The sequence below is a fragment of the Nocardia spumae genome (genome assembly GCF_020733635.1).
Classification (GTDB): Bacteria; Actinomycetota; Actinomycetes; order Mycobacteriales; family Mycobacteriaceae; genus Nocardia; species Nocardia spumae.
Window position 1 is genome coordinate 6,261,903 of record NZ_JAJFZL010000001.1, and the last position, 19,506, is coordinate 6,281,408.

20 protein-coding genes are annotated in these 19,506 nt (G+C 67.7%); 11 read left to right on the top strand and 9 right to left on the bottom strand.

The window, feature by feature from the left end; all coding sequences use genetic code 11:
• Window positions 1-14: 14 nt before the first annotated feature.
• Both LKD76_RS27870 and LKD76_RS27875 read right to left on the bottom strand, forming a co-directional pair.
• The gene (locus LKD76_RS27870) at window positions 15-596 is read right to left on the bottom strand and encodes a hypothetical protein (protein ID WP_227984366.1); all 582 of its coding nucleotides are present in this window, start codon (window positions 594-596) and stop codon (window positions 15-17) included.
• The gene (locus LKD76_RS27875; protein WP_227984367.1) at window positions 593-2,167 is read right to left on the bottom strand and encodes a hypothetical protein; all 1,575 of its coding nucleotides are present in this window, start codon (window positions 2,165-2,167) and stop codon (window positions 593-595) included. Before LKD76_RS27875 ends, LKD76_RS27870 begins: the two co-directional genes overlap by 4 nt.
• Before the next feature lie 177 nt (window positions 2,168-2,344).
• Between LKD76_RS27875 and LKD76_RS27880 the strand changes: the two genes are divergently transcribed.
• Entirely contained in the window at window positions 2,345-2,821 is a 477-nt protein-coding gene (locus tag LKD76_RS27880; RefSeq protein ID WP_227984368.1) for a hotdog fold domain-containing protein, read from the top strand.
• 24 nt (window positions 2,822-2,845) lie between these two features.
• Here the strand turns inward: LKD76_RS27880 and LKD76_RS27885 are convergent, their stop codons facing one another.
• Entirely contained in the window at window positions 2,846-3,769 is a 924-nt protein-coding gene (locus LKD76_RS27885) for an esterase/lipase family protein (RefSeq protein WP_227984369.1), read from the bottom strand.
• A 195-nt stretch (window positions 3,770-3,964) separates the two neighbouring features.
• Between LKD76_RS27885 and LKD76_RS27890 the strand changes: the two genes are divergently transcribed.
• Window positions 3,965-5,209: a lycopene cyclase family protein gene (locus LKD76_RS27890; protein ID WP_372465939.1), complete on the top strand. Its 1,245-nt coding sequence runs from the start codon at window positions 3,965-3,967 to the stop codon at window positions 5,207-5,209.
• On the opposite strand, the gene LKD76_RS27895 is transcribed toward LKD76_RS27890, so the two are convergent.
• Together LKD76_RS27895 and LKD76_RS27900 are read right to left on the bottom strand one after the other, a co-directional pair.
• On the bottom strand, window positions 5,156-6,184 hold the full coding sequence (locus LKD76_RS27895) for an SDR family oxidoreductase (protein ID WP_227984371.1): 1,029 nt from the start codon (window positions 6,182-6,184) through the stop codon (window positions 5,156-5,158). The two genes, LKD76_RS27890 and LKD76_RS27895, sit on opposite strands and share 54 nt — an antisense overlap.
• A gap of 80 nt (window positions 6,185-6,264) precedes the next feature.
• Window positions 6,265-7,059, bottom strand: a complete 795-nt coding sequence (locus LKD76_RS27900; protein ID WP_227984372.1) for an enoyl-CoA hydratase — start codon at window positions 7,057-7,059, stop codon at window positions 6,265-6,267.
• A gap of 145 nt (window positions 7,060-7,204) precedes the next feature.
• Between LKD76_RS27900 and LKD76_RS27905 the strand changes: the two genes are divergently transcribed.
• On the top strand, window positions 7,205-8,455 hold the full coding sequence (locus LKD76_RS27905; RefSeq protein WP_227984373.1) for a TetR/AcrR family transcriptional regulator: 1,251 nt from the start codon (window positions 7,205-7,207) through the stop codon (window positions 8,453-8,455).
• A gap of 31 nt (window positions 8,456-8,486) precedes the next feature.
• Here LKD76_RS27905 and LKD76_RS27910 read toward each other — a convergent pair whose 3' ends face one another.
• Complete coding sequence (locus LKD76_RS27910; protein ID WP_227985428.1) at window positions 8,487-9,950, bottom strand: aldehyde dehydrogenase family protein; 1,464 nt, start codon at window positions 9,948-9,950, stop codon at window positions 8,487-8,489.
• Between the two features lie 555 nt (window positions 9,951-10,505).
• On the opposite strand from LKD76_RS27910, the gene LKD76_RS27915 reads away from it, so the two are divergent.
• The 3 genes from LKD76_RS27915 to LKD76_RS27925 are packed head-to-tail and all read left to right on the top strand — an operon-like array spanning window position 10,506 to window position 13,149.
• Complete coding sequence (locus tag LKD76_RS27915) at window positions 10,506-11,483, top strand: ATP-binding cassette domain-containing protein (RefSeq protein WP_227985429.1); 978 nt, start codon at window positions 10,506-10,508, stop codon at window positions 11,481-11,483.
• Complete coding sequence (locus LKD76_RS27920) at window positions 11,480-12,289, top strand: ABC transporter permease (RefSeq protein WP_372465940.1); 810 nt, start codon at window positions 11,480-11,482, stop codon at window positions 12,287-12,289. The genes LKD76_RS27915 and LKD76_RS27920 overlap by 4 nt, the downstream gene beginning before the upstream one ends.
• Window positions 12,286-13,149, top strand: coding sequence for an ABC transporter permease (locus tag LKD76_RS27925; protein WP_372465941.1), 864 nt, complete (start codon window positions 12,286-12,288; stop codon window positions 13,147-13,149). Before LKD76_RS27920 ends, LKD76_RS27925 begins: the two co-directional genes overlap by 4 nt.
• A gap of 22 nt (window positions 13,150-13,171) precedes the next feature.
• On the opposite strand, the gene LKD76_RS27930 is transcribed toward LKD76_RS27925, so the two are convergent.
• On the bottom strand, window positions 13,172-13,543 hold the full coding sequence (locus tag LKD76_RS27930; protein ID WP_227984374.1) for a MerR family transcriptional regulator: 372 nt from the start codon (window positions 13,541-13,543) through the stop codon (window positions 13,172-13,174).
• Window positions 13,544-13,609: 66 nt separating this feature from the next.
• On the opposite strand from LKD76_RS27930, the gene LKD76_RS27935 reads away from it, so the two are divergent.
• From LKD76_RS27935 to LKD76_RS27955, 5 genes are all read left to right on the top strand, one after another.
• A complete protein-coding gene (locus tag LKD76_RS27935; protein ID WP_227984375.1) occupies window positions 13,610-14,476 on the top strand; it encodes a polysaccharide deacetylase family protein in 867 nt (288 codons plus the stop codon).
• A 112-nt stretch (window positions 14,477-14,588) separates the two neighbouring features.
• Window positions 14,589-15,041 (top strand): cupin domain-containing protein, encoded by a 453-nt coding sequence (locus LKD76_RS27940; protein ID WP_227984376.1) that lies wholly within the window; start codon window positions 14,589-14,591, stop codon window positions 15,039-15,041.
• A complete protein-coding gene (locus LKD76_RS27945; protein WP_227984377.1) occupies window positions 15,038-15,214 on the top strand; it encodes a hypothetical protein in 177 nt (58 codons plus the stop codon). The genes LKD76_RS27940 and LKD76_RS27945 overlap by 4 nt, the downstream gene beginning before the upstream one ends.
• On the top strand, window positions 15,211-15,609 hold the full coding sequence (locus LKD76_RS27950; RefSeq protein WP_227984378.1) for a hypothetical protein: 399 nt from the start codon (window positions 15,211-15,213) through the stop codon (window positions 15,607-15,609). The genes LKD76_RS27945 and LKD76_RS27950 overlap by 4 nt, the downstream gene beginning before the upstream one ends.
• Before the next feature lie 448 nt (window positions 15,610-16,057).
• Window positions 16,058-16,450 (top strand): hypothetical protein, encoded by a 393-nt coding sequence (locus tag LKD76_RS27955; RefSeq protein ID WP_227984379.1) that lies wholly within the window; start codon window positions 16,058-16,060, stop codon window positions 16,448-16,450.
• A 490-nt stretch (window positions 16,451-16,940) separates the two neighbouring features.
• On the opposite strand, the gene LKD76_RS27960 is transcribed toward LKD76_RS27955, so the two are convergent.
• Entirely contained in the window at window positions 16,941-18,191 is a 1,251-nt protein-coding gene (locus LKD76_RS27960) for an Nramp family divalent metal transporter (protein ID WP_227984380.1), read from the bottom strand.
• A 113-nt stretch (window positions 18,192-18,304) separates the two neighbouring features.
• Complete coding sequence (locus tag LKD76_RS27965) at window positions 18,305-19,333, bottom strand: alpha/beta hydrolase (RefSeq protein WP_372466011.1); 1,029 nt, start codon at window positions 19,331-19,333, stop codon at window positions 18,305-18,307.
• Window positions 19,334-19,506 lie beyond the last annotated feature (173 nt).

A 19,506-nucleotide genomic window follows, 5' to 3' on the forward strand; every position in this document is an offset into this window, starting at 1 on the left:
GGGCGGTGCACCGATCAACCGCCGATCCACAGTGGCAGGGACAGGTTCTCGACACCGTCGCCGGTGGTGATCGACAGCCGCAGCTGCCACGGCCCGGTCGTCATGAAGGCCACGTTCGCGGCGTGATACCGACCGGATCCGGTATCGGCCGCCGGTACCGGTTCGCCCGCGAAGCCCATGCGCGGCTCGACGGACTGCACCCGAATCATCGCGCGCGGCACCGGATTGCCGGCACGATCGGATAATTCGATATCGATATCGGAGGCGCCGGCCCGATGGCCGAGAGTCACGGTCACCTGATGGGTGAGCGTGCCGCCGTGCAGTACCACCGTCGAATCCCGCGCGGGCCACGACCACCACGCGATCGCGCCGATCGCGGCCACCACGACCACGACCGCGCCGAGTACTCGCGATATCCGGCGCGGAGCCCGCCGTCCCGCACCGCCCACCGGATCGGCCGCGAACCGCTCGGGCGGATCGATCGACCGCGAATTCTGCACGGCGGCAGCGGAATCGGTGTCCGAGGTGGCGGATGGTGGCGCCGCGCGCGGCCCGGGGGACCCGGTACCGCGCGCATCATCGGGCCCGGCGCTCATCGCGGCACTCCCGCACCGACCTCGAGCAGTACCGGAATCGTGAGGACGGTGTAGTTCCGTTCGACCTGGATCCATATCCGGTACGTGCCCGGGGCCGCGAAGGTGTAGGTGAACGGCACGGCGGGACCGTAGGCGGCGACGGTTTCGTCGGGAGCGCTGTCTCCGTTCACGGGCGGCATCAGCATCGCGCCATCGGTCGACATATCGCCCATTCCGGGCATCTTCGCCATATGGTCGGCCGGCATCGCCCCCATCGAGTGGGCGTGACCCCACACCGGCGCCTGCTGGACCGCGGTGCCGAGATCGTTGTCGCCGGTGAGCGGTCCGGCGACGATCATATGCCCGACCATGCCGAGCCACGGCTGGAGTTCGGCGGTCCCGCCCACGGTCGCGGTCACCGTGGCCGGGGCGCCGGCCCGGGCCGTGGTGGCGCTGACCCGGATCGGAATACCGTCGACAGCCGAGGTCGCGGCGCCGTCCGGGCCGGGACGCAGCGCCGCGCCGTCCTCCCGCCGATCGCCCGCGGCGCGATCGCCGCCGATATCGAAACCGGTTGCGGCGCGCACCATCTGGACACCGCCGCCGCGACGCTCGAGTTCCACCGACAGGGCGTAGTGCCCGGCCTCGGGAGCGCTCACGCGCAACCGATACTCGCCCGGTCCGATCCGGATCGGATGCAGATGTGCGAGTCGCCCGCTCGGACTCACCACCAGCGCATGGATCAGGGCCTCGTCCACGACGACCAGGTCGTCGACGGGAATGCCGGTCGCCGCGTCGATCAGGTTCAGCTCCAGATCTGCGGGCGTACCGGCTCGCGGCGGAACACCGGCGACCGACACCATGACCGGCGGACGGGAGTAGTCCGACAGCTGCGGTTGCCGCGCGGCATAGGGATCGGCGGCCTCGTCCACACTCGGATCGAGCTGTATGCCGGGCTGCGGCGGTAACGGCAGCGAGGTGGAGAGCATCGCGGCGGTGAGCGCGACCGCGACACCGGCCACCACACCCGCTCCCGGCAGCAGCGCCCACGCACTGCGCCGGGCTCGGATCGCGACCACGGCGGCCACCGGCAACAGCACGCCGGCGACCACGAAGCCGCCGTACACGAATCGCTCCGGCGGCGTGACGATCTGCGCGGGCACCACGAACGGGATCCGCGCCGCCCGGGCGCCGTCGTCGACCGCCAGTTCCCACGGTCCCGGGCGGTCCACCCGCAGCGTCGTCGAGAACATGCCGGGCGTACCGGCCAGCTCGACCGCGCCGCGCTCGGTGGGAGCGCCGGGGGCCGGCCTGTGCGCCGATGACGCCGCGCCGGTCGGCGTGAGCTCGAGGGCCAGCCTTCCCGCGGCGGTCCCGGCATGTGCCACCACCTCGATCCGCAGTGGGCCCGGTACCGAGGTCACCCGCCGCAGGATCACGGTGAGCTCGCGATCACCGAGGGTCTGCGCGATCGACACGTCCCCACCCGCCGCGGGCGCGTCTGCGGTGGCGGGCCCGGCGACGACGAGCGCGAACACCACGCACTGTCCGGCGGCGAAGAGGCGGCCGACCGCGCGCGCTGCACATCTCACGCGCCCATCCTAGGAACCTCCCCGCACCGAAATCGTCATCACGAGAGCGGATTCCGCATCCCCCGCACGGGTGACACCGGGTGCGGCGAATCAGGGACGATCTCCGAGACGATCCGGTTGCGCGGCGATCGGGGCCTGTCGTGGCCGTTCTAACTTACTCCAGAGTAAGATGTGCTCATGGCGAAAGAGACCGCAACTTATCGCGGCTGGAAGAAGCTGCCCGACAATCGGCTCGGACATGCGCTGTTCTCGGTCGGCATGATCGCCCGGGTCCCCTACTTCGGCACCGTCGTGCCGAACGTGGTGCGACTGGAACCCGGTCTGTGCGAGGTCACCGCGCCGAAATGGTTCGGTATCCACAACCATCTGGGCACCTTCCACGCGATCGCGGCCTGCAATCTGGCCGAGGTCGCGATGGGCATGCTCAGTGAGGCGACCGTGCCGACCACGCATCGCTGGATTCCCAAGGCGATGAACGTGCAGTATCTGACCAAGGCCGAATCCGGACTCCGCGCGATCGCGAAACTGGACGAGATTCCGGACTTCACGACGCTCACGCAGGGATTCGAACTGGTCGTCCCGGTGTCGATCTACGACAAGCACGGTGTCGAGGTCGTACACGCCGACATCACCACCTGGGTGACTCCGAAATAGGTCGCTCGACGCGCCGGACCCGGCTCAGCAGGGCGGGGGCGGCGCGGCACCGGCGATCGCACTCACGATCTGAGCCACGGCCCGCGGATTCGACAGCAGCTCGGCGTGGCCGACCGCCAGATTCGGGCAGCCGTCCTGGATCCAGACATTGCGATCCTCACCGTTGGGATCGGACATCAGCGCGGTTTCCGGCGGGGTGATCACCTCGTCGGTGCGGCTCGCGATCGCGGTGTAGCGGATACCGGGACTGGTTTCCCCACCGGCGTTGAGCGCCGCCAAGGTCGGCGTGCCCGGAACCTGTTCGGCGCCCGCGGGACCGTAGACCTGCGCGGCGGTCTCCTGCCCGTTCAAGCCGAGCGCACCGTAGAACGGGTACATCGAGGGCAGGCCGGAGAAGGTCGACCCGCGATAGGGCGTACCGACGGTGACCACGCTCGCGACCACCTCCGGATGCCGCCGTACCAGCTCCCGGATCTCGTTTCCGCCGGTCGAATGCCCCACCAGGATCGCCTTCGGGGCGCCGGTCACACCCCGGACCATGGTCACGAAGGCGGACAGCTCGCTGGCCTGGGAGGCGATATCGGCCACGCCGTACGGAACATCGCCCATCAACGCGGTCGACATCGGTCCGAGACCGGGCCACACCGGTTTCGCGGCCCCGTTCAGACCGAGGTTCGGCAGCGGCACCCGGCCGGTGTCGGCGGCGAATACGCAGTATCCGAGCCGGCGTAGTTCCGGGGCCAGCACCGCGAAGCTGGATTGCGCGTCGGTCGCTGCCCCGTGGGCCAGGACCACGGGGTAGGGCTTGTCCGAGGTCGGTCGGCAGGCGAAATCGTTCGCGCCGGGCACGGGCGGCACCTCCACCGGAAACGCTTCGGTGTGAGGGGCGACAACGGCGATCAGGGCGCACACGAAAACGGCCACCACCGAGAACCGCATCGTACTCATGTCAGCCCATGGTAGACGGACAATTGAGCAACACTTTATCGGCGCAGCGGAGAGGTCCATAACGGGTGATCGGCGATTTCGCGGCAATTCGGTATCGACCCCCCTCCGGGTATATCCGTTTCGCATCACCGCACGTCCTGGCCGCGCGGCATCCGGCGGGCGGCCGCCGCGAGAGTGTGCTGCCGGGCTGAGAGAATGAGGGCTATGAGTGCGCACCATATCCGCCGCGCCGATCTCTGTGTGGTCGGCCTCGGCCCGACCGGACGGGCCGTCGCCCACCGCGCCGTGCGGGCCGGCTTCGATGTGGTTGCTGTCGATCCGCGGCCCGAGCGGCTGTGGCCGCCGACCTTCTCCTGCTGGATCGACGAACTGCCACAGTGGTTGCCGCACAGCGCGATCGCCCAGCGCATCGAGGCGCCGGTGGTCTGGACCCGGTCGCGGCATCGGATCGAACGCCCCTACTGCGTGCTGTCCAAACCCGGCCTGCGCGAGGCGCTTCCGCTCGACGACGCCACCGTCCTCACCGGGCGGGCCACCGTCGTCGGCGCGCACCGGGTGGAGCTGCAGGACGGCAGCACCGTCGACGCGACGACCGTCGTGGACACCCGCGGACTGGCCGCTCCCGGGACCCGGCGGACCGCCAGCGCGCACGGCATCTTCGTGGACGCCGAGACGGCGGCCCCGATGGTCGGTGACGGCGAGGGACTGCTGCTGGACTGGCGCGACGAGAACGGAGCCGGCCCCGGCGAACCACCGTCGTTCCTCTACGCGGTGCCCTTGGGCGACGGCACGGTGATCTTCGAGGAGACCAGTCTCGGCCTGCGCGGCGGTATGCCGCAGCACGAGCTACGCCGCCGCACCCTGAATCGCCTGCTGGCGCACGGCATCCGGCTGCGCGGCGACGAACCCGCCGAGGCCGCGCACTATCCGCTGGACCAGCCACCGCCCCCGATGCGCGCCGGGCTGCGGACGCGCGATCCGATTCCGTTCGGCTCCCGCGGCGGCATGATGCATCCGTGCACTGGCTACAGCGTCGCCGATTCGCTCGCCCTCGTGGACACCCTGATCGACGCCTTGCGCACCGGCGCCGACCCGGTCGAGGCACTGTGGCCGTGGCAGGCGCGACTGGTGTACTGGATGCGGATGCGCGGGATCTACGGTCTGGGCCGGCTCACCACAGCGCAGTCGATCTCGATGTTCGAGGCCTTCTTCACCGCCTCCCCGCGGCAGCAGCGGGCGTTGCTGTCCGCGCACGACGACTACGCGGCCCTCGGCGCGGTGTTGTTCATGACGGTGTCGCGGACCTGGCCGTTCCGCTGGCGCTTCGATCTGGTCGGCTGGACCAACCGCGACCGCTGGGTCGGCTACGACTACCCGCCCGCGGGCTCAGACGCAGTTCTCGACCCAGTGCTTCCAGAGGATGGGAGCGTAGGCGGCTAGCGGCGGCACCCGGATATCGGTTCCGGCCAGCGCGGCGGTGGTGTTGCGGCAGTCGAACCAGCAGCCGAATTCGGTGGAGTCGAGAATGTCCTGCGGTACGCCGAGCGCGGCGACCAACCGGCCGACACCCGGCACACCACGCAGCGCCTCCAGACTCTGCTTGGGCATCACCTCGAGCAGATGTGGCGATCCGGCCTGCTCGGCGAACAGGTTGAGCACGTCGACCGTCCCCTGCCGGCGTGGGTCGACCAGATGGTAGGTCGTACCGTCGCCGCCGGGCCGATGGGCGATGTGGTCGATGGCACGCGCGACGAAATCGACCGGCACCACATTGGTTTCACCGAGTTTCGGGACCAGGATGGGCAGCAGCCGGGGTAGCTGGGCTGCCATGCGCAACAGCCGGAACACGGCGTAGGGACCGGCGAGGCGATCGACGTCACCGGTACGGGAGTGGCCGATCACGATCGAGGGCCGGTAGATCCGCCAGCCGACCGCGCAGCCGTCACGCACCATCCGTTCGGCTTCGACGGCGGCGCGCTGCTCCGCGGTCGGCAGCCGCTGCCCGATATCGAACATATCCTCGGCGAACAGCCCCTCGGCCGCACCCGCCACCTCGACGGTCGAAATGTGGTGCAATACACCGGCGTTGACCTCGGCGGCGAACTCGACCACCTGCCGGGTGCCGGCGCCGGCACAGGTGGTGTCGAATCCCCCCGCCAGATGGAAGATGTGCCCGATCGAATCGCTGTGCCGGCGTACCCATTCCGGATCGATGCCCAGGCCCGGCCGGGACAGATCACCGCGAACCGCATGCAACCGGTCACCGCCGGCCCAGCCGCGCGCGAACCGATCGAACCGATGGGCGGCATCGGCGCCGGGCCGCACCAGTACGTGCACCTCATCGCCGCGCGCGAGCAGCGAGGGGACAAGATAGCGACCGATCCACCCAGTAGCCCCGGTTATCAGGTACGCCATGGCGTCAGCCTAAGCCGCGCCGGGGCCCGGATACGGCAACGACGCGGCTACCGAACCGGGCTCCCCATCAGGCATGACGGCTAGTGCGCGAAGACCGCCTTGCGCTTACCCAGCATCGCCGCCGCGCCCTCCGCGAAATCGGGCGAGCGCAGCAATTCGGACTGCCCTTCCTTCTCCGCGGCCAGGGCCTCGTCGAGTGAGGCCAGCGCCGCGCGATTGAGAGTGCGCTTGGTGAGTTCGAGGGCGCGCCGGGGACCGTGGGCGAGCTTCGTGGCGACCGCCTCGACCTTGGCGTCGAGTTCCTCGACCGGCAGCACCCCGGCGAGCAGGCCGCGGCGGTGGGCCTCGGCGACGGGCAGGCGTTCGCCCAGCAGCGCCAGCTCCGCGGCCAGCGCACGACCGGAGGCGGCCGCCACCAGCGCCGCGGCGCCGCCGTCGGGCATCAGGCCGATGTTGATGAACGCCTGTAGCAGATACGCTTCCTCGCTCGCGTAGGTGAAGTCGGCGGAAAGGGCCAGCGCCACACCGATTCCCGCGGCCGCGCCGCGCACCCGGGCCACCACCGGCACCGGCGCGTCGATGATGGCGCGCACCATGCGGTTGGCGCCGTCCATCGTCATCTCCGGCGTGATGCCCCGGCTCTTCTCGGCGGCGGCGGAGGACAGATCCGCGCCGGTGCAGAAATCGCCCCCGGCACCGGTCAGCACCACGACGCGGATCGCCGGGTCCTCGGCGACCCTCAGGAAGGTGTCCCCCAGCGCGATCATGGCGTCGTAGCTGAGGGCGTTCTTACGACCGGGATTGTCGATGGTGACCCGTAAGACGCGATCGTCGGCCACGATGGTGAGGCCGGGGGTGTGGTCGTGATCGCTCATGGTTACTCCCAGGTGGGCCGCCGACGGTGGCGGCGAGACGAGAATGATGGTTAACTTTGCGAATTGTGGTTAACTTATGTTGACTTGTCCGGCGCTGTCAACCAGCCGGCGCCGCCGACGAGCCGATATGCAGAAGGAGAGGTGTATGGTCGCGGATCGCAGCGAGGCCGGGCTCGCATCCGCGCGACCGGGTAGCACCACGACGACCCGGCGTCGACCCAAGAATCGCAAGGCACAGATCGTGCGCGTGGCCGCACGCGCCTTCAGCGAACGCGGCTACCACCCGGTCGGCGTGGACGAGATCGCCGCCGAGGTCGGCATCTCCGGTCCCGCGCTCTACCGCCACTTCGCCAACAAGTACGCGCTGCTGGTGGCCGCCGCCGAGAACGGCGCCCAGCAACTGCTCGACGCCGCCCGCACTGCCGACGAACCCGGCCTGGATCCGAAATCGCGGCTCACGGCCCTGATCCGCGCACTGGCCGAGCACACCATCGACGTACGCCGCGAAGGCGGGCTGTACCGGTGGGAACGCCGCTACCTGGAACCCGAGGATCGCGCCCGGATCCGGGTGATCTACGACGAGTTGCAGGACGTGATCGAATCCGCGGTCGCCGCGCTGCGCCCGGAGGCACCGCCCGCCGACGTCGCACTGCTGGCGACCGGAATGCTCGGCGTGATCGGCAGCATCACCACCCATCGGACCGCGCTGTCGAATACTCGGCTCACCGACCTCATGCTCGATATGTGCTGGTCGATCCTGCACACCGAACTGCCGCCACTACCCGACGCCACGACCTCCGCCACGCCGGTGCGTGGCCTGCCGCTGAGTTCCAAACGCGAACAGCTGCTCACCGAGGCGATCCGGATCTTCGGCAGGCAGGGATACCACGAGGCCAGTATCGAGCAGATCGGCGCGGCGGTCGGGATCAACGCCTCCAGCGTCTACCGCTATTTCGCGAGTAAATCCGATCTGCTGGCCGCCGCCTTCCACCGCACCGGTGAGCGGGTCGCGATCGCGAATTCCGAAGCGCTGGCCGAGGCGACCAGCCGTTCGGATGCCGCGCTGCGCATCGCCGGCCGGTTCGCGCGACTGACCTTCGCGATGCCGGAGATCCTGCCGGTCTACTTCGCCGAGTTCTCGAATCTGCCCGCCTCCGAACAGCAGAAGCTGCGTTCGGTGCAACGGCAGAACGTGCTGGAGTGGGCCCACCTGCTCGACGACGATTCGGCCGAGGCCCGGTGCCGGGTCCACGCGGCGATCGCCCAGGTGATCGACGCGGGCCGCCGCATGCGCTTCGAGAACCGCCCGGAGAATGTAGCCCGCGTGTGCGCGTTGATGGAAGCGGTTCTGCTCGGCTGGAATTCACCGTCGGAGCAGGCGCAGCCCGCACAGTGAGCCGTCGGCGGCGCGGGGACGCGCCGCCGGATCACAGCCGGGTGTGCCGCATCCGGAAGATGGCCCGGGTCAGGCGCAGATGACGGGGATGGCGGTCGAAGCTGGACATGTCGACCGGTGTCCGGTAGCGCCGCTCCGCGATCGCCAGGGTACGGCTGAATTCACGCAGACCGGCCTCACCGTGGGTGTGCCCCTGCCCGTACTCGCCGACACCGCCGAACGGCACGGCCGGATTCGCCGCGTAGGCCATTGTCGAGTTCACCGTCACCACACCGGTTCTGATGCGTTCGGCGAAGGCGGACACTCCGCGCACGTCCCGGGTGAACACCGATACCGCCAGACCCTGATCGGCGGCATTGATGCGCTCGATGGCGTCGTCGACGTTCGCGACGCGGTTCACGATCAGCACCGGGCCGACCGCCTCGGCGGTGACCGCGTAGCTGTCCTCCGGCACATCGGTCAGCACGATCGGCTCGATATAGGGCTCGCGAATCGATTCCAGACCACCGACCACGGCCCGGCCGCCGCGGGCGATCGCATCCTTGACCTGACGTCGTACCACGTCGACCTGGGAGTCCATGATCATCGGGCCGTAGGAGGCCTTGCGATCACCACCGGGACGCAGGGAACGGGCCTGTGCGACAACTCGTTCCAGGAAAGCGTCGTAGACGGAGTCGGCGACGTAGGCGCGCTGGATGCCGGCCGGGCTCTGCCCGGCGTTGGACATGGCGCCGAATACCGCGGCCTCGGCGGCGGTGTCGAGTTTGGCGTCGACGTGGACGATCATCGTGCCCTTACCGGCCTTCTCGACCACTACCGGCGTCAGCGTCGGCGCGCACAGTTCGATCACCTCACGGGCGCCGGCCTCGGATCCGGCATAGGCGATCTTGTCCACCCGCGCGCGGCACAGTTCGGCGCTCGTGCAGGTGGTGCCGGTGACCGACTGCAGCACAGGCTTGTTCGGCGCGAGCGCGGCCCAACTGTCGGCCAGCCACACCCCGACGCCCGGAGTGAGCTCGCTGGGTTTGAACACCACGGCGTTGCCGGCGGCCATGGCGTAGGCGATCGACCCCATCGGGGTGAAGACCGGATTGTTCGGCGATCCGAGCACGCCCACCACGCCCAGCGGCAGGTAGCCGACCGAGGCCCGCTGATTGCGGGTCAGCCAGGTGGAAGCGAGTCTGCTTCGCCCCAGGACCTTTTCGGCATTGCGGGCCGCCCAGTTCAGATGCTCCACCGCGAGCATGATCTCGATGGCGGCGTCGACCATCGGCTTACCGGTTTCGGTGCAGACCAGTTCCGCGAGCTCACCGGCGTTGCGGGTGATGCTGCGCTTCCAATCCAGCAACCACCGTTTGCGTCCGGCGAATCCGATTGCCGCCCACCACGTCTCGGCTCCGCGGGCGGCGCGCACGACATCGGTGACCTCGGCGGCGCCCAGGATCGGATATTCGGCGATGAACTCGCCGGTGCGTGGATCATGGGACTTCAGCATCTCGGCCATTGGCCACCCTCTCGCCGGCGGAGACCTCGGCAATCGTTCGACGTGTGCACCGGCAACGGGCGGGCGACGATGCCGCGGAGGGGTCGGAGGATGGATACCGCACCCCTGGTCGCCAGACTATGGCGCGGCCGCGGGACCGACAAGGACGGCAGACATCCTACGAACCGCCCGGTCCGCGCCGAGACCAGCGATAATGGTGATCCGATCCGCTTCCACACCGAAAGTGTGATCAATGCCACATAAGCGGCAGCTGGGCAGCGCGCTTTTCCGGCGGCTTCGAATAAAACGACAACGACATGTTTCAGATCGCGGTAGAACATTCGGAGTATGAGCCGCGCCCGAGCCACGCGGCATCGACGGCCCCGAAGCTCGAAGAAGTAACATCGCGCCCGGTGGAAGGTATCCATCAACCGGGGCAAATTTCAGCGTTCCGGACAATCCGGTCGCGGCCAGGCCGATAGTGGAGAGTTGATGCCGAGTTTGGACGACGCAGAATCGCACACACCGCGTGCGGCTTCGGATGCCACCGCGACCAGCGCCGACACCATGGGGCATGGTCCGGGCGCCGACCCGGCCGTCGTGGTCAGCGATATCCGCAAATCCTTCGGCGAGGTCCACGCGCTGCAGGGGATCACCTTCACCGCGGCGCGCGCGTCGGTACTGGGCATTCTCGGCCCGAACGGCGCCGGGAAGACCACCGCCGTGAAAATCCTGTCCACCCTGCTGCGGCCCGATTCCGGCAGCGCGTCGGTGGCCGGATACGACGTGGTCGCCGATGCCGCCGGGGTGCGCCGCTCGATCATGATGACCGGGCAGTACGCGGCCCTGGACGAGAACCTCTCCGGCCGGGAGAACCTGGAACTGTTCGGACGCCTGATGGGGCTGCCGAAGAAGGACGCGCGACGCCGCGCCGACACCCTGCTCGAGGAATTCGATCTGGTCGGCGCCGGCAAGCGGGCGGTGCGGCAGTACTCGGGCGGTATGCGCCGCCGCGTCGACATCGCGTGCGGACTGGTGGTGCGGCCCGAGGTGGTATTCCTCGACGAGCCGACCACCGGCCTGGATCCGCGCAGCCGCCAAGGCGTCTGGGATCTGGTCAACGCACTCAAGCAACAGGGCATCACCGTGCTGCTGACCACGCAATACCTGGAAGAGGCCGATGTCCTCAGCGACAACATCATCGTGATCGACAAGGGCGCGGTGATCGCCGAGGGCACCGCCGATGAGCTCAAGGAGAAGACCGGCGGCAGCTACTGCGAGGTGGTGCCGCTGGATCCGACCCGGCTGCGGGACGCGGTGACCGCGCTCGGCGAGCTGGTTCCCGAGGCACTGCGTTCGGAGTTCGACGGCGCCGCTTCCGGCGACCGTATCTCCATACCAGCGCCCGACGGTGCGAGCACCCTGGCCGAGGCCGTGCGCCGGCTCGACTCCGCGGGCCTGGAGCTGGCCGATATCGCACTGCGGCGGCCCTCTCTCGACGATGTGTTCCTGTCCATCACCGGACATGCGGGTGGCCAGCAATGAGCGCCCCCGCCGCCACGCAGCACCGATTGTTCGAGCAGATGCCCGAGGCACGGATCTCCGGTTTCGCCCAGTGGCAGGCCCTGACCGGGCGGCTCGTGCGCACGATGGCGACCAAGGGCGAACTGGTCGTCGCGGTGATCACCCCGCTGGTGTTCACCGTCGGCTTCTATCTGCCGCTGCGTTTCGTGATGCAGGTCAAGGGCATCGACTACGCGCAGTTCGTGATGCCGATCATCGTGCTGCAGACGATGTCGTTCACCATGATGTCGAATGCGCAGATCGCCGCCTTCGAGGCCATGACCGGCCTGCACAGTCGCCTGCAGACCATGCCCATCGGTCCGATGGTGCCACTGACCTCGCGCATCTGCGCCGGTCTGGTCCGGTCGGTGACCTCGCTGATCGCGGCACTGGTCTTCGGTTACGTCATCGGATTCCGGTTCTCGGCCGGACTCGGGCAGGCCGTGCTGTTCTGCGTGTTCTCCCTCGCGGTCGGCACGGTGCTGGCCATCGGCGCGGACGGGCTCGGCAGTCTCACCAAGAGCCCGGAATCGCTGAGTCAGGCACTGACCCTGCCGACGCTGATCCTCGGCATGCTGTCGTGCGGATTCGTGCCGGAAGCCGGATTCCCGGAATGGATCCGGCCGTTCGCGCGCAATCAGCCGATCTCCCAGTTCTCGTTCGCCATGCGGGATATGGCCGCGGGCGGAGTCACCTGGGATGTGCTGTGGGTGCCGCTGGTGTGGTTGATCGGCCTGGCGGTGGCGTTCGTGCCGCTGGCGGTCTGGGCGAGTGCGAGGCGATCGTGAGTACGGCCATCGAGACGACCGTGGTTCCCGCAGACACCGCCGACTGGAGCACACCCCTGCCCGACGTCCCCGCGACCTCGGAGCGGGCACTGTCGACCTGGGCGCGGCACAGCGTGATCCAGTGCAAGCGACTGCTCATGGGCTGGGCGCGCGATCCCGCGACCACGGTTCAGACGCTGATCTATCCCGCCCTGACACTGCTGATGTTCCGCATCGTGCTCGGCGACACGATCACCTCGGCCACCGGCATGCCCAGCGTCTACGGCACGGTTCCGCTGATCACCCTCGTCGCCGCGATGTCGGGCGCGGTGGTCAGCGCACTCGGCTTCAAGACCGAGAAGCAGACCGGCCTGCTCGGCAGGTTCTGGACCATGCCGATCCACCGTGCGGCCGGACTCACCGGACGGCTACTGGCCGAGGCGATCCGCGTCCTGATCACCACGCTGTTCGTTCTCACGGTCGGGGTCTGCATCGGCTTCCGGTTCTGGAACGGTCCCCTGGCTTCGCTGGCGATGATCTGTATCCCGGTCATGTTCGGAGTGGGCTTCGCGGTCATGGTGACCGCCCTGGCCACGGTGTCCGAGGGCGTGATGCTGGTGAACATCATCAGCATCATCAATACGCTGCTGATGTTCTTCAACTCCGGCTTCGTCCCGGTCATGGCGTATCCGACCTGGTTGCAGGATGCCGTCGAGAACCAGCCGATGAGTACCGCGATCGACGCGATGCGCGGACTGTGCTGGGACGGGCCCGTCGCCGAACCGCTGTGGAAGACGGTGGCGTGGATCCTCGGGATGATCGTGGTCTTCGGCTATCCGGCCGTGCGGGGTTATCGCCGGGCCGCGGAGACCGGAGCCTGAACCCGGGGCCCTAGGACTACACCTAGGCCGGGCGGGCGCAGCGCCGCAACTCACCGATGTAGGTGGCCATCGCATCACGGTTGCGGGTCAGCAGGTCGATTCGCTCGGTCAACCGGTCGCACTGCTGCTGCAGCGTGTCGATGATCCCGGGGGTGGCATCGGCGAAGTGGATATCACGCGGGTCGTCCAGGCACGGCAGGACCTGTTTGATGAGGCGGGTGGACAGCCCCGCCTCCAGCAGGCCGCGAATGTGGACCACCTGCTCGACCAATCGCTCGTCGTAATCGCGGTATCCGTTGGCGCAGCGGCCCACCCGGATCAAACCCTGCTCCTCGTAGTAGCGCAGCAGGCGTGGTGAGGTCCGGGTCCGCGCGGACAGTTCACCGATTCGCATATGACCTACCTCATAACGATTACTCATTGACCCTCACATCAATGTGAGGGTTCGACCATACGTCTCATGAGCACCGACATCACCCTGTACGACTACTCACCCATCACCGAACGGGAGCCGATCCACTGGCCCGACGGCAAGCGCGTGGCCTTCTACGTCGGACTGAATATCGAGCACTTCTACGCCGATCTGCCCGGCACCGCCACCTACGAGGGCACCACCGGTCTCACTCCCGACGCCCTGAACTACGGCTGGCGCGACTACGGGCCGCGGGTGGGGATCTGGCGGCAGATCCAGCTCCTGGACAAGTACGGAATCCGAGCCAGCGCACTACTCAACTCCGATGTGGGACAACGGTATCCGCAGATCATCGCGGCCGGGAACGAGCGCGGCTGGGCTTGGCTGGCACACGGCAGCAGCAACAGCCACCTGCACACCGGGCTGTCACTCGACGAGGAGCGGCGGGTCCTGACCGATATCGTGACGACCATCGAGCGAACCACCGGCCATCGCCCCCGGGGCTGGATGGGCCCCGGGCTGACCGAGACCTTCCACACTCCGCAACTGCTGTCCGAACTGGGGCTCGGCTATGTGCTCGACTGGACCAACGACGATCAGCCCTACCACCTGAATGTGCCCGGAATGCTGAGCGTGCCGTATTCGGTGGAGCTCAACGACATCGGCATCTTCGTCAGCAAGGGCCTCGCCGGCCCCGACTTCGTTCGCATGGTGCGCGACCAGGTCGATCAGCTCTCCATCGATGCCGCCGACAGTGGGCGGGTGATGGCGCTGGCGTTGCATCCGTTCGTCACCGGTCAGGCGTTCCGCCACCGCTATCTCGACGAGGCGCTCGACTATGTCGTCAACCATCCCGCGGTCTGGGTGACGACCAGTGACGAGATCGCCGAGCACTATCAGCGGAAGATCGGGTGAACTCAGGCCGATTACGATGAGCAGCAGGTGAACTGGCAGTTCGGGGCGTTTGTCCAGGTTTGGGAATAGCTTACGTTCGACGCGAACCGGTTGGAACGATTCGGGATGCGAAATGAACAACGCTGTACGGACCGCGCGAGTGGTCACCACCGCTGATGCCGCCGAGGTCATGGGACCGCACGCCCAGCACCTGATTCCCTGTATCACCGAGGAGACCTGCGGTGCCCGGGCCATCTCGGCGGGCATGGTCGATATGCCGCCCGGAAAGGTCGCGCTGGCCCACTATCACGACCACAGCGAAACGATTGTGATCTGCCTGAGCGGCCGCGCCGCGACACTCGTCGGTCCGGACCTGACCCCGCATATCCACGGTCCCGGCGAATTCCTCTACATTCCACCGGGTGTCGTGCACGTCGCGGTCAATCTCAGCGAGACGGAGCCGCTGAGCGCGCTGGATATTCGCACCGATCCGAAGTTCAGCGAGGATCTGATCCTGCTGCCGGAATTCGATGCGGCCGCCACCGAAATCGCGGAGCGCCTACGCCGCGAAACGGCGAACGCATGACCCTCGAACTCACACTCCCGTCGCGTGTCACACTGCCCGGCGGCCCTGTCGACGACGTCTCCGCGGCGCCGGCGCGGCACCCCGCCGCGATGCGACCGGGCTTCGACGAGGTACCACCGGGCGATATCGATCGCGGCATTCAACGATCGGCGGCGGTATGCCCGACCTCATGACGATCGTCGGGGTGTGGGAGGTCCATATCGATGATGCGCCGTTTCCTCATCACGTCATGACCTTCCACGCCGACGGCACCATGTCGCAGAGCAATCCGGATCAGGGCAATCGGACCAGCAGCGACAGTACCGGGATGGGAAACTGGCACGCCGACGGTGACACCGTCTCCGGAGCATTCCTGGAATTCACCGTGGCGCGCGAGGATCCGGTGAGCGCCGAGCTGCCGCGCACCGTGCAGAAGGGCATCGTGCGGTTCACGATGACCGTTCGCGGCGACGAATTCATCGGAACCGCCAGTGCCACATTCCACGATCTCGACGGCACCCTGCGCAGCGGCCCGATGGATAGCCCCCTGCGCGGGAACCGATTCCGGATCGGGCTGCCGGAGCACTAGCGGACTCCGGCATCCGGACTGAGAGCGGTCACAACCGGAGTGCGGCCCCCATCAGGCGCGCCCGAGAGCGCGGAAGCATTCGTATCAGCCCGAACCACACTGGGTTCCAGATGATCCGGCTCTCACGCACGCACCGAACGCTCTCACGCACGCACCGAACGGGAGCCCGGTTCCCGGACTCGGCGGGCCAGGACTCTGGCGTGGTCGACGAAACCGCGAACGCCCCGTCCGTGTCGGATGTGGTGGATACGGTAGGCAGATGGCCGACTGTGTGGGGGCATGCAATCTGTACAGCGACGAGTTGCCGCCGAGCGGCACCGGGATCTGGCGGGGGGAACTGCTCGACAGTCGATCTCCCGACGTCCCACCGACACTCACGTGGTCGCTCCGCTTTTCGTGGCCGCAGGACGGATCGTTGGACGTGCACATCGAAGGAATTCCCGCGAACGTGGCTTCCTGGCGTGACATGGAAGGCGTCGCGGCCGAATGCACCGAGGTCGGCGAGCCGATCAGCGCCTGGGTGTACGACGGTTGTCACTTCGAGTTCGAGTACGCGCGCATCCGGATTCTTCGTCAGATCGGCACCTGGGCAAGGTTTTCCGTCGAGCTGGCCGAATGCGATGAGAGCTTCGAAGTCACACTGGCGAATGGGGGGACATTCGAGACCGACCGGATCGACACCACGGTGGATGCCGAATTCGAGGGCATCTTCGTGCCATCGGAGGCATCCGGTGAACTGGCGAAATACACCGACACCACCGGATTCGTACTCGACGCCCAGGCCGGCTTCTACCGGATAGTCGACCCGGACACCGATCAGTTCCCGGTCGTTGTCGACTAGATCGACGCCAGGTTCGGTACGGCGGGGCGCGCCGCGGCGAGATCAGATATCGGTGAGATCGATCTTCACCGCGAAGGGCGCGGCCACCGCGATTGTGCCGGTATACAAATCACCGGTGCGATACGTCCTGGTCGCAGGGTCCAGAACATAGGTGTAGATCAGCGGAACCCCCGTTGCGGCCTGCTCGACCCGCCAATAGAAGGCGATACCGGCCTTCGCATACTGATCGACTTTGACGATGCGGTCGGTCGTCTCCGATCCGGGCGGGTCCTATCCGCGAGCGACGATCCGCACACTGCCACCGACTTCACTTTCGCCGGAGATGACGAGTACGGCCCCCGGGACAGCCAAGGTCGCTTGGACGCGCCCATTTCGGCCGGGGTCGATGGTGTGCCGGTCCGGATCCCGGTTTCGCCAGGACGTTGTGGTGCGCCACCACTTTCGCGGGCTCACCAGCACCGCGAACAGAATCCCCGCCCACCGCCGCCGGTCAACCCCCGGTGACGGTCAGGTAGATCAGCAGGAGGTTCAGCGCGGTGATGATAGCGGCGATCGCCCATGCCGCCACGGTTGTCATGCGGTGATTCGCGGCCTCCCCCATCAGGATTCGATCGCCGGTGAAGCGGACCAGGGGGATCAGGGCGAAGGGGATGCCGAAGGACAGCACCACCTGGGAGGCGATCAGGGCCTGGGTGGGGTCGACTCCGGCGGCCAGGATCAGCAGGGCGGGGATGAGGGTGACCACGCGGCGGATCAGGAGGGGGATCTTGCGGCGCAGCAGGCCGTCCATGATCATCGCGCCGGCGTAGGCGCCGACCGAGGTGGACGCCAGACCGGAGGCCAGCAGGCCGACGGCGAGCAGCAGCGCCGCCCAGGGGCCCAGCGTCTCGCGCACCGCGGCGTGCGCGGATTCGATCGAGTCGATATCGCCGCGACCGCCCAGGGTGGCCGCCGCCATCAGCAACATGGCCAGATTCACCGCGCCGGCGATCACCATCGCGCAGCCGACGTCCACACGGGTGGCACGCAACAAGCGGGTGCGCCGCGGCCCCGGTTCGGTGCGGCCGTGCCGATCGCGGGTGAGAGCGGAGTGCAGGTAGATGGCGTGCGGCATGACGGTCGCACCGATCATCGCGGCGGCCAGTAGCACGCTGTCCGCGCCGTCGAACCGCGGCACCAGACCACCCGCCACACCCGACGGTGACGGCGGGGAGATCACCACCCCGGCCAGGAAGCCGATCGCGATCACCGCGAGCAGGCCGATGATCACCCGCTCGAACGGCTGCTGTCCGCGCCGGTTCTGCACGGCCAGCAGGCCCATCGACACCACCCCGGTGATCAGCCCACCGAGCAGCAGCGGCAACCCGAACAGCAGATGCAGTGCGATCGCCCCGCCGACGACCTCGGCGAGATCGGTGGCCATCGCGGTCAGTTCGGCCTGCACCCAGTAGGCCAGCCGCACCGGACGCCCGGACCGCTCGCGCACGATCTGCGGCAACGAGCGGCCGGTGACCACGCCCAGTTTCGCCGACAGATACTGCACCAGCGCGGCCATCACATTCGCCATCACGACCACCCACACCAGCAGATAGCCGTATCGGGCGCCGGCGCTGATGTTGGAGGCGACATTGCCTGGGTCGACATAGGCGATCGCCGCCACGAAGGCCGGGCCCAGCAACACCGCGATCGAACGCCACCGCCGACGGACGGTCTGCGGCGATTCGACCGTAATCGTGTTCATGAAAAATAGTTTACGGGTGACCGAACTTTTTAGTGCGCCAAGGCGCCGGAAATGGCGAATCCGCCCCGCTCGCGAGGGCGAGCGGGGCGGATTCGATGGATCGCGGGCAGCTGTCAGATGCCCAGACCGCGGGCCAGCACCGGCCACGAGTCGATGAAGTCGTCGTGCCAGTAGCCCCACGAGTGAGTGCCCGAGTTACGGAAGTTGTAGGTGGCGGGGATGTTCAGCGAATCCAGCTTGGTCTGCAGGTTGTGGCTGCAGTAGTTGGTCGCGGCCTCGATGACGCCACCGACGACGAGCTGGTTACCCAGGCCGTAGGCACCGGGCAGGGTGTAAGGGCCGTTGAGGGTGTCCCACTGGCCGGGCAGTCCGTTACCGGAGGAGATGTAGAGGTTTGCCCCACGCAACTGGTCGGCGTTGATGACCGGATCGTTGGTCTGCCACGCCGGGTTGTTGTCGTCACCGTAGAGGTTGCGCACATCGCCGCCGCCCCAGGTGTTGACCGTCAGCTTCACCGCTTCGCGACCCACATCGGTGCTGGTCTCCGCGCAACCGGAGTAGGCGGCGACCGACTTGTACAGTCCGGGCTTGGCGATCGCGAGGTTGAGCACCGAGGTGCCGGAGGTGGACAGGCCCGCGATGGCGTTGACGCCGTTGGTGCCCAGGGCGCCGTCGATCAGCGGGGGCAGTTCCTCGGTGAAGAAGGTCTTCCACTTGTTGCGGCCCAGCGTGGGATCGTCCTGCAGCCAGTCGGTGTAGTAGCTCCACTTACCACCGATCGGCTGCACGACGTTGACGTTCTTGTCGCTGAGGAAGCCGTTGACGATATCGGTCTTCTTCTGCCAGGAGGCGTCGTCCTCACCGCCGCCGGCCCCGTTGAGCAGGTACAGCGTCGGGCGCGGCACCGAGGCGTCGGCCGGGCGCTGCACATCGACGGGGAAGGTGCGGTTCATCGCCGTGGAGTGGACATACAGCCGGATGCTGCGGTTGTCCTTGTAGGTGGCCTTCTCGATGCGTGATCCGTCGGGCGACTGCGGGTCGGCCAACAGGGACTTCGACGCGATGACCGGGTCGTCCGCCGAGGCGGAGGTTGCGCCGACTCCGGCCACGACGCCTGTCAGAACCCCGGTGGCCGCGAGCACGGCGGCAGCCCGTAGACCACTACGCCGCAAGTGTCGACGAATCAATTTCACACCTTCGCTATCTGCTCGACATTCGATTTCAGCTTTACCCGGCGACTCCCGGTGAGACGCCCGGAGGGGTCGAGATCACGCTCGACCCTACGGCCTGTCTAGTCGTCCGGCGAGACCATTCC

Coding starts and splice junctions, on each gene's coding strand:
- LKD76_RS27895 (WP_227984371.1), bottom strand. CDS start 6,184: ATGGCGTACCTGATAACCGGGGCTACTGGGTGGATCGGTCGCTATCTT.
- LKD76_RS27910 (WP_227985428.1), bottom strand. CDS start 9,950: ATGCTGAAGTCCCATGATCCACGCACCGGCGAGTTCATCGCCGAATAT.
- LKD76_RS27960 (WP_227984380.1), bottom strand. CDS start 18,191: ATGAACACGATTACGGTCGAATCGCCGCAGACCGTCCGTCGGCGGTGG.
- LKD76_RS27945 (WP_227984377.1), top strand. CDS start 15,038: ATGACCCTCGAACTCACACTCCCGTCGCGTGTCACACTGCCCGGCGGC.
- LKD76_RS27880 (WP_227984368.1), top strand. CDS start 2,345: ATGGCGAAAGAGACCGCAACTTATCGCGGCTGGAAGAAGCTGCCCGAC.
- LKD76_RS27915 (WP_227985429.1), top strand. CDS start 10,506: ATGGGGCATGGTCCGGGCGCCGACCCGGCCGTCGTGGTCAGCGATATC.
- LKD76_RS27920 (WP_372465940.1), top strand. CDS start 11,480: ATGAGCGCCCCCGCCGCCACGCAGCACCGATTGTTCGAGCAGATGCCC.
- LKD76_RS27870 (WP_227984366.1), bottom strand. CDS start 596: ATGAGCGCCGGGCCCGATGATGCGCGCGGTACCGGGTCCCCCGGGCCG.
- LKD76_RS27900 (WP_227984372.1), bottom strand. CDS start 7,059: ATGAGCGATCACGACCACACCCCCGGCCTCACCATCGTGGCCGACGAT.
- LKD76_RS27905 (WP_227984373.1), top strand. CDS start 7,205: ATGGTCGCGGATCGCAGCGAGGCCGGGCTCGCATCCGCGCGACCGGGT.
- LKD76_RS27890 (WP_372465939.1), top strand. CDS start 3,965: ATGAGGGCTATGAGTGCGCACCATATCCGCCGCGCCGATCTCTGTGTG.
- LKD76_RS27935 (WP_227984375.1), top strand. CDS start 13,610: ATGAGCACCGACATCACCCTGTACGACTACTCACCCATCACCGAACGG.
- LKD76_RS27930 (WP_227984374.1), bottom strand. CDS start 13,543: ATGCGAATCGGTGAACTGTCCGCGCGGACCCGGACCTCACCACGCCTG.
- LKD76_RS27885 (WP_227984369.1), bottom strand. CDS start 3,769: ATGAGTACGATGCGGTTCTCGGTGGTGGCCGTTTTCGTGTGCGCCCTG.
- LKD76_RS27950 (WP_227984378.1), top strand. CDS start 15,211: ATGACGATCGTCGGGGTGTGGGAGGTCCATATCGATGATGCGCCGTTT.
- LKD76_RS27940 (WP_227984376.1), top strand. CDS start 14,589: ATGAACAACGCTGTACGGACCGCGCGAGTGGTCACCACCGCTGATGCC.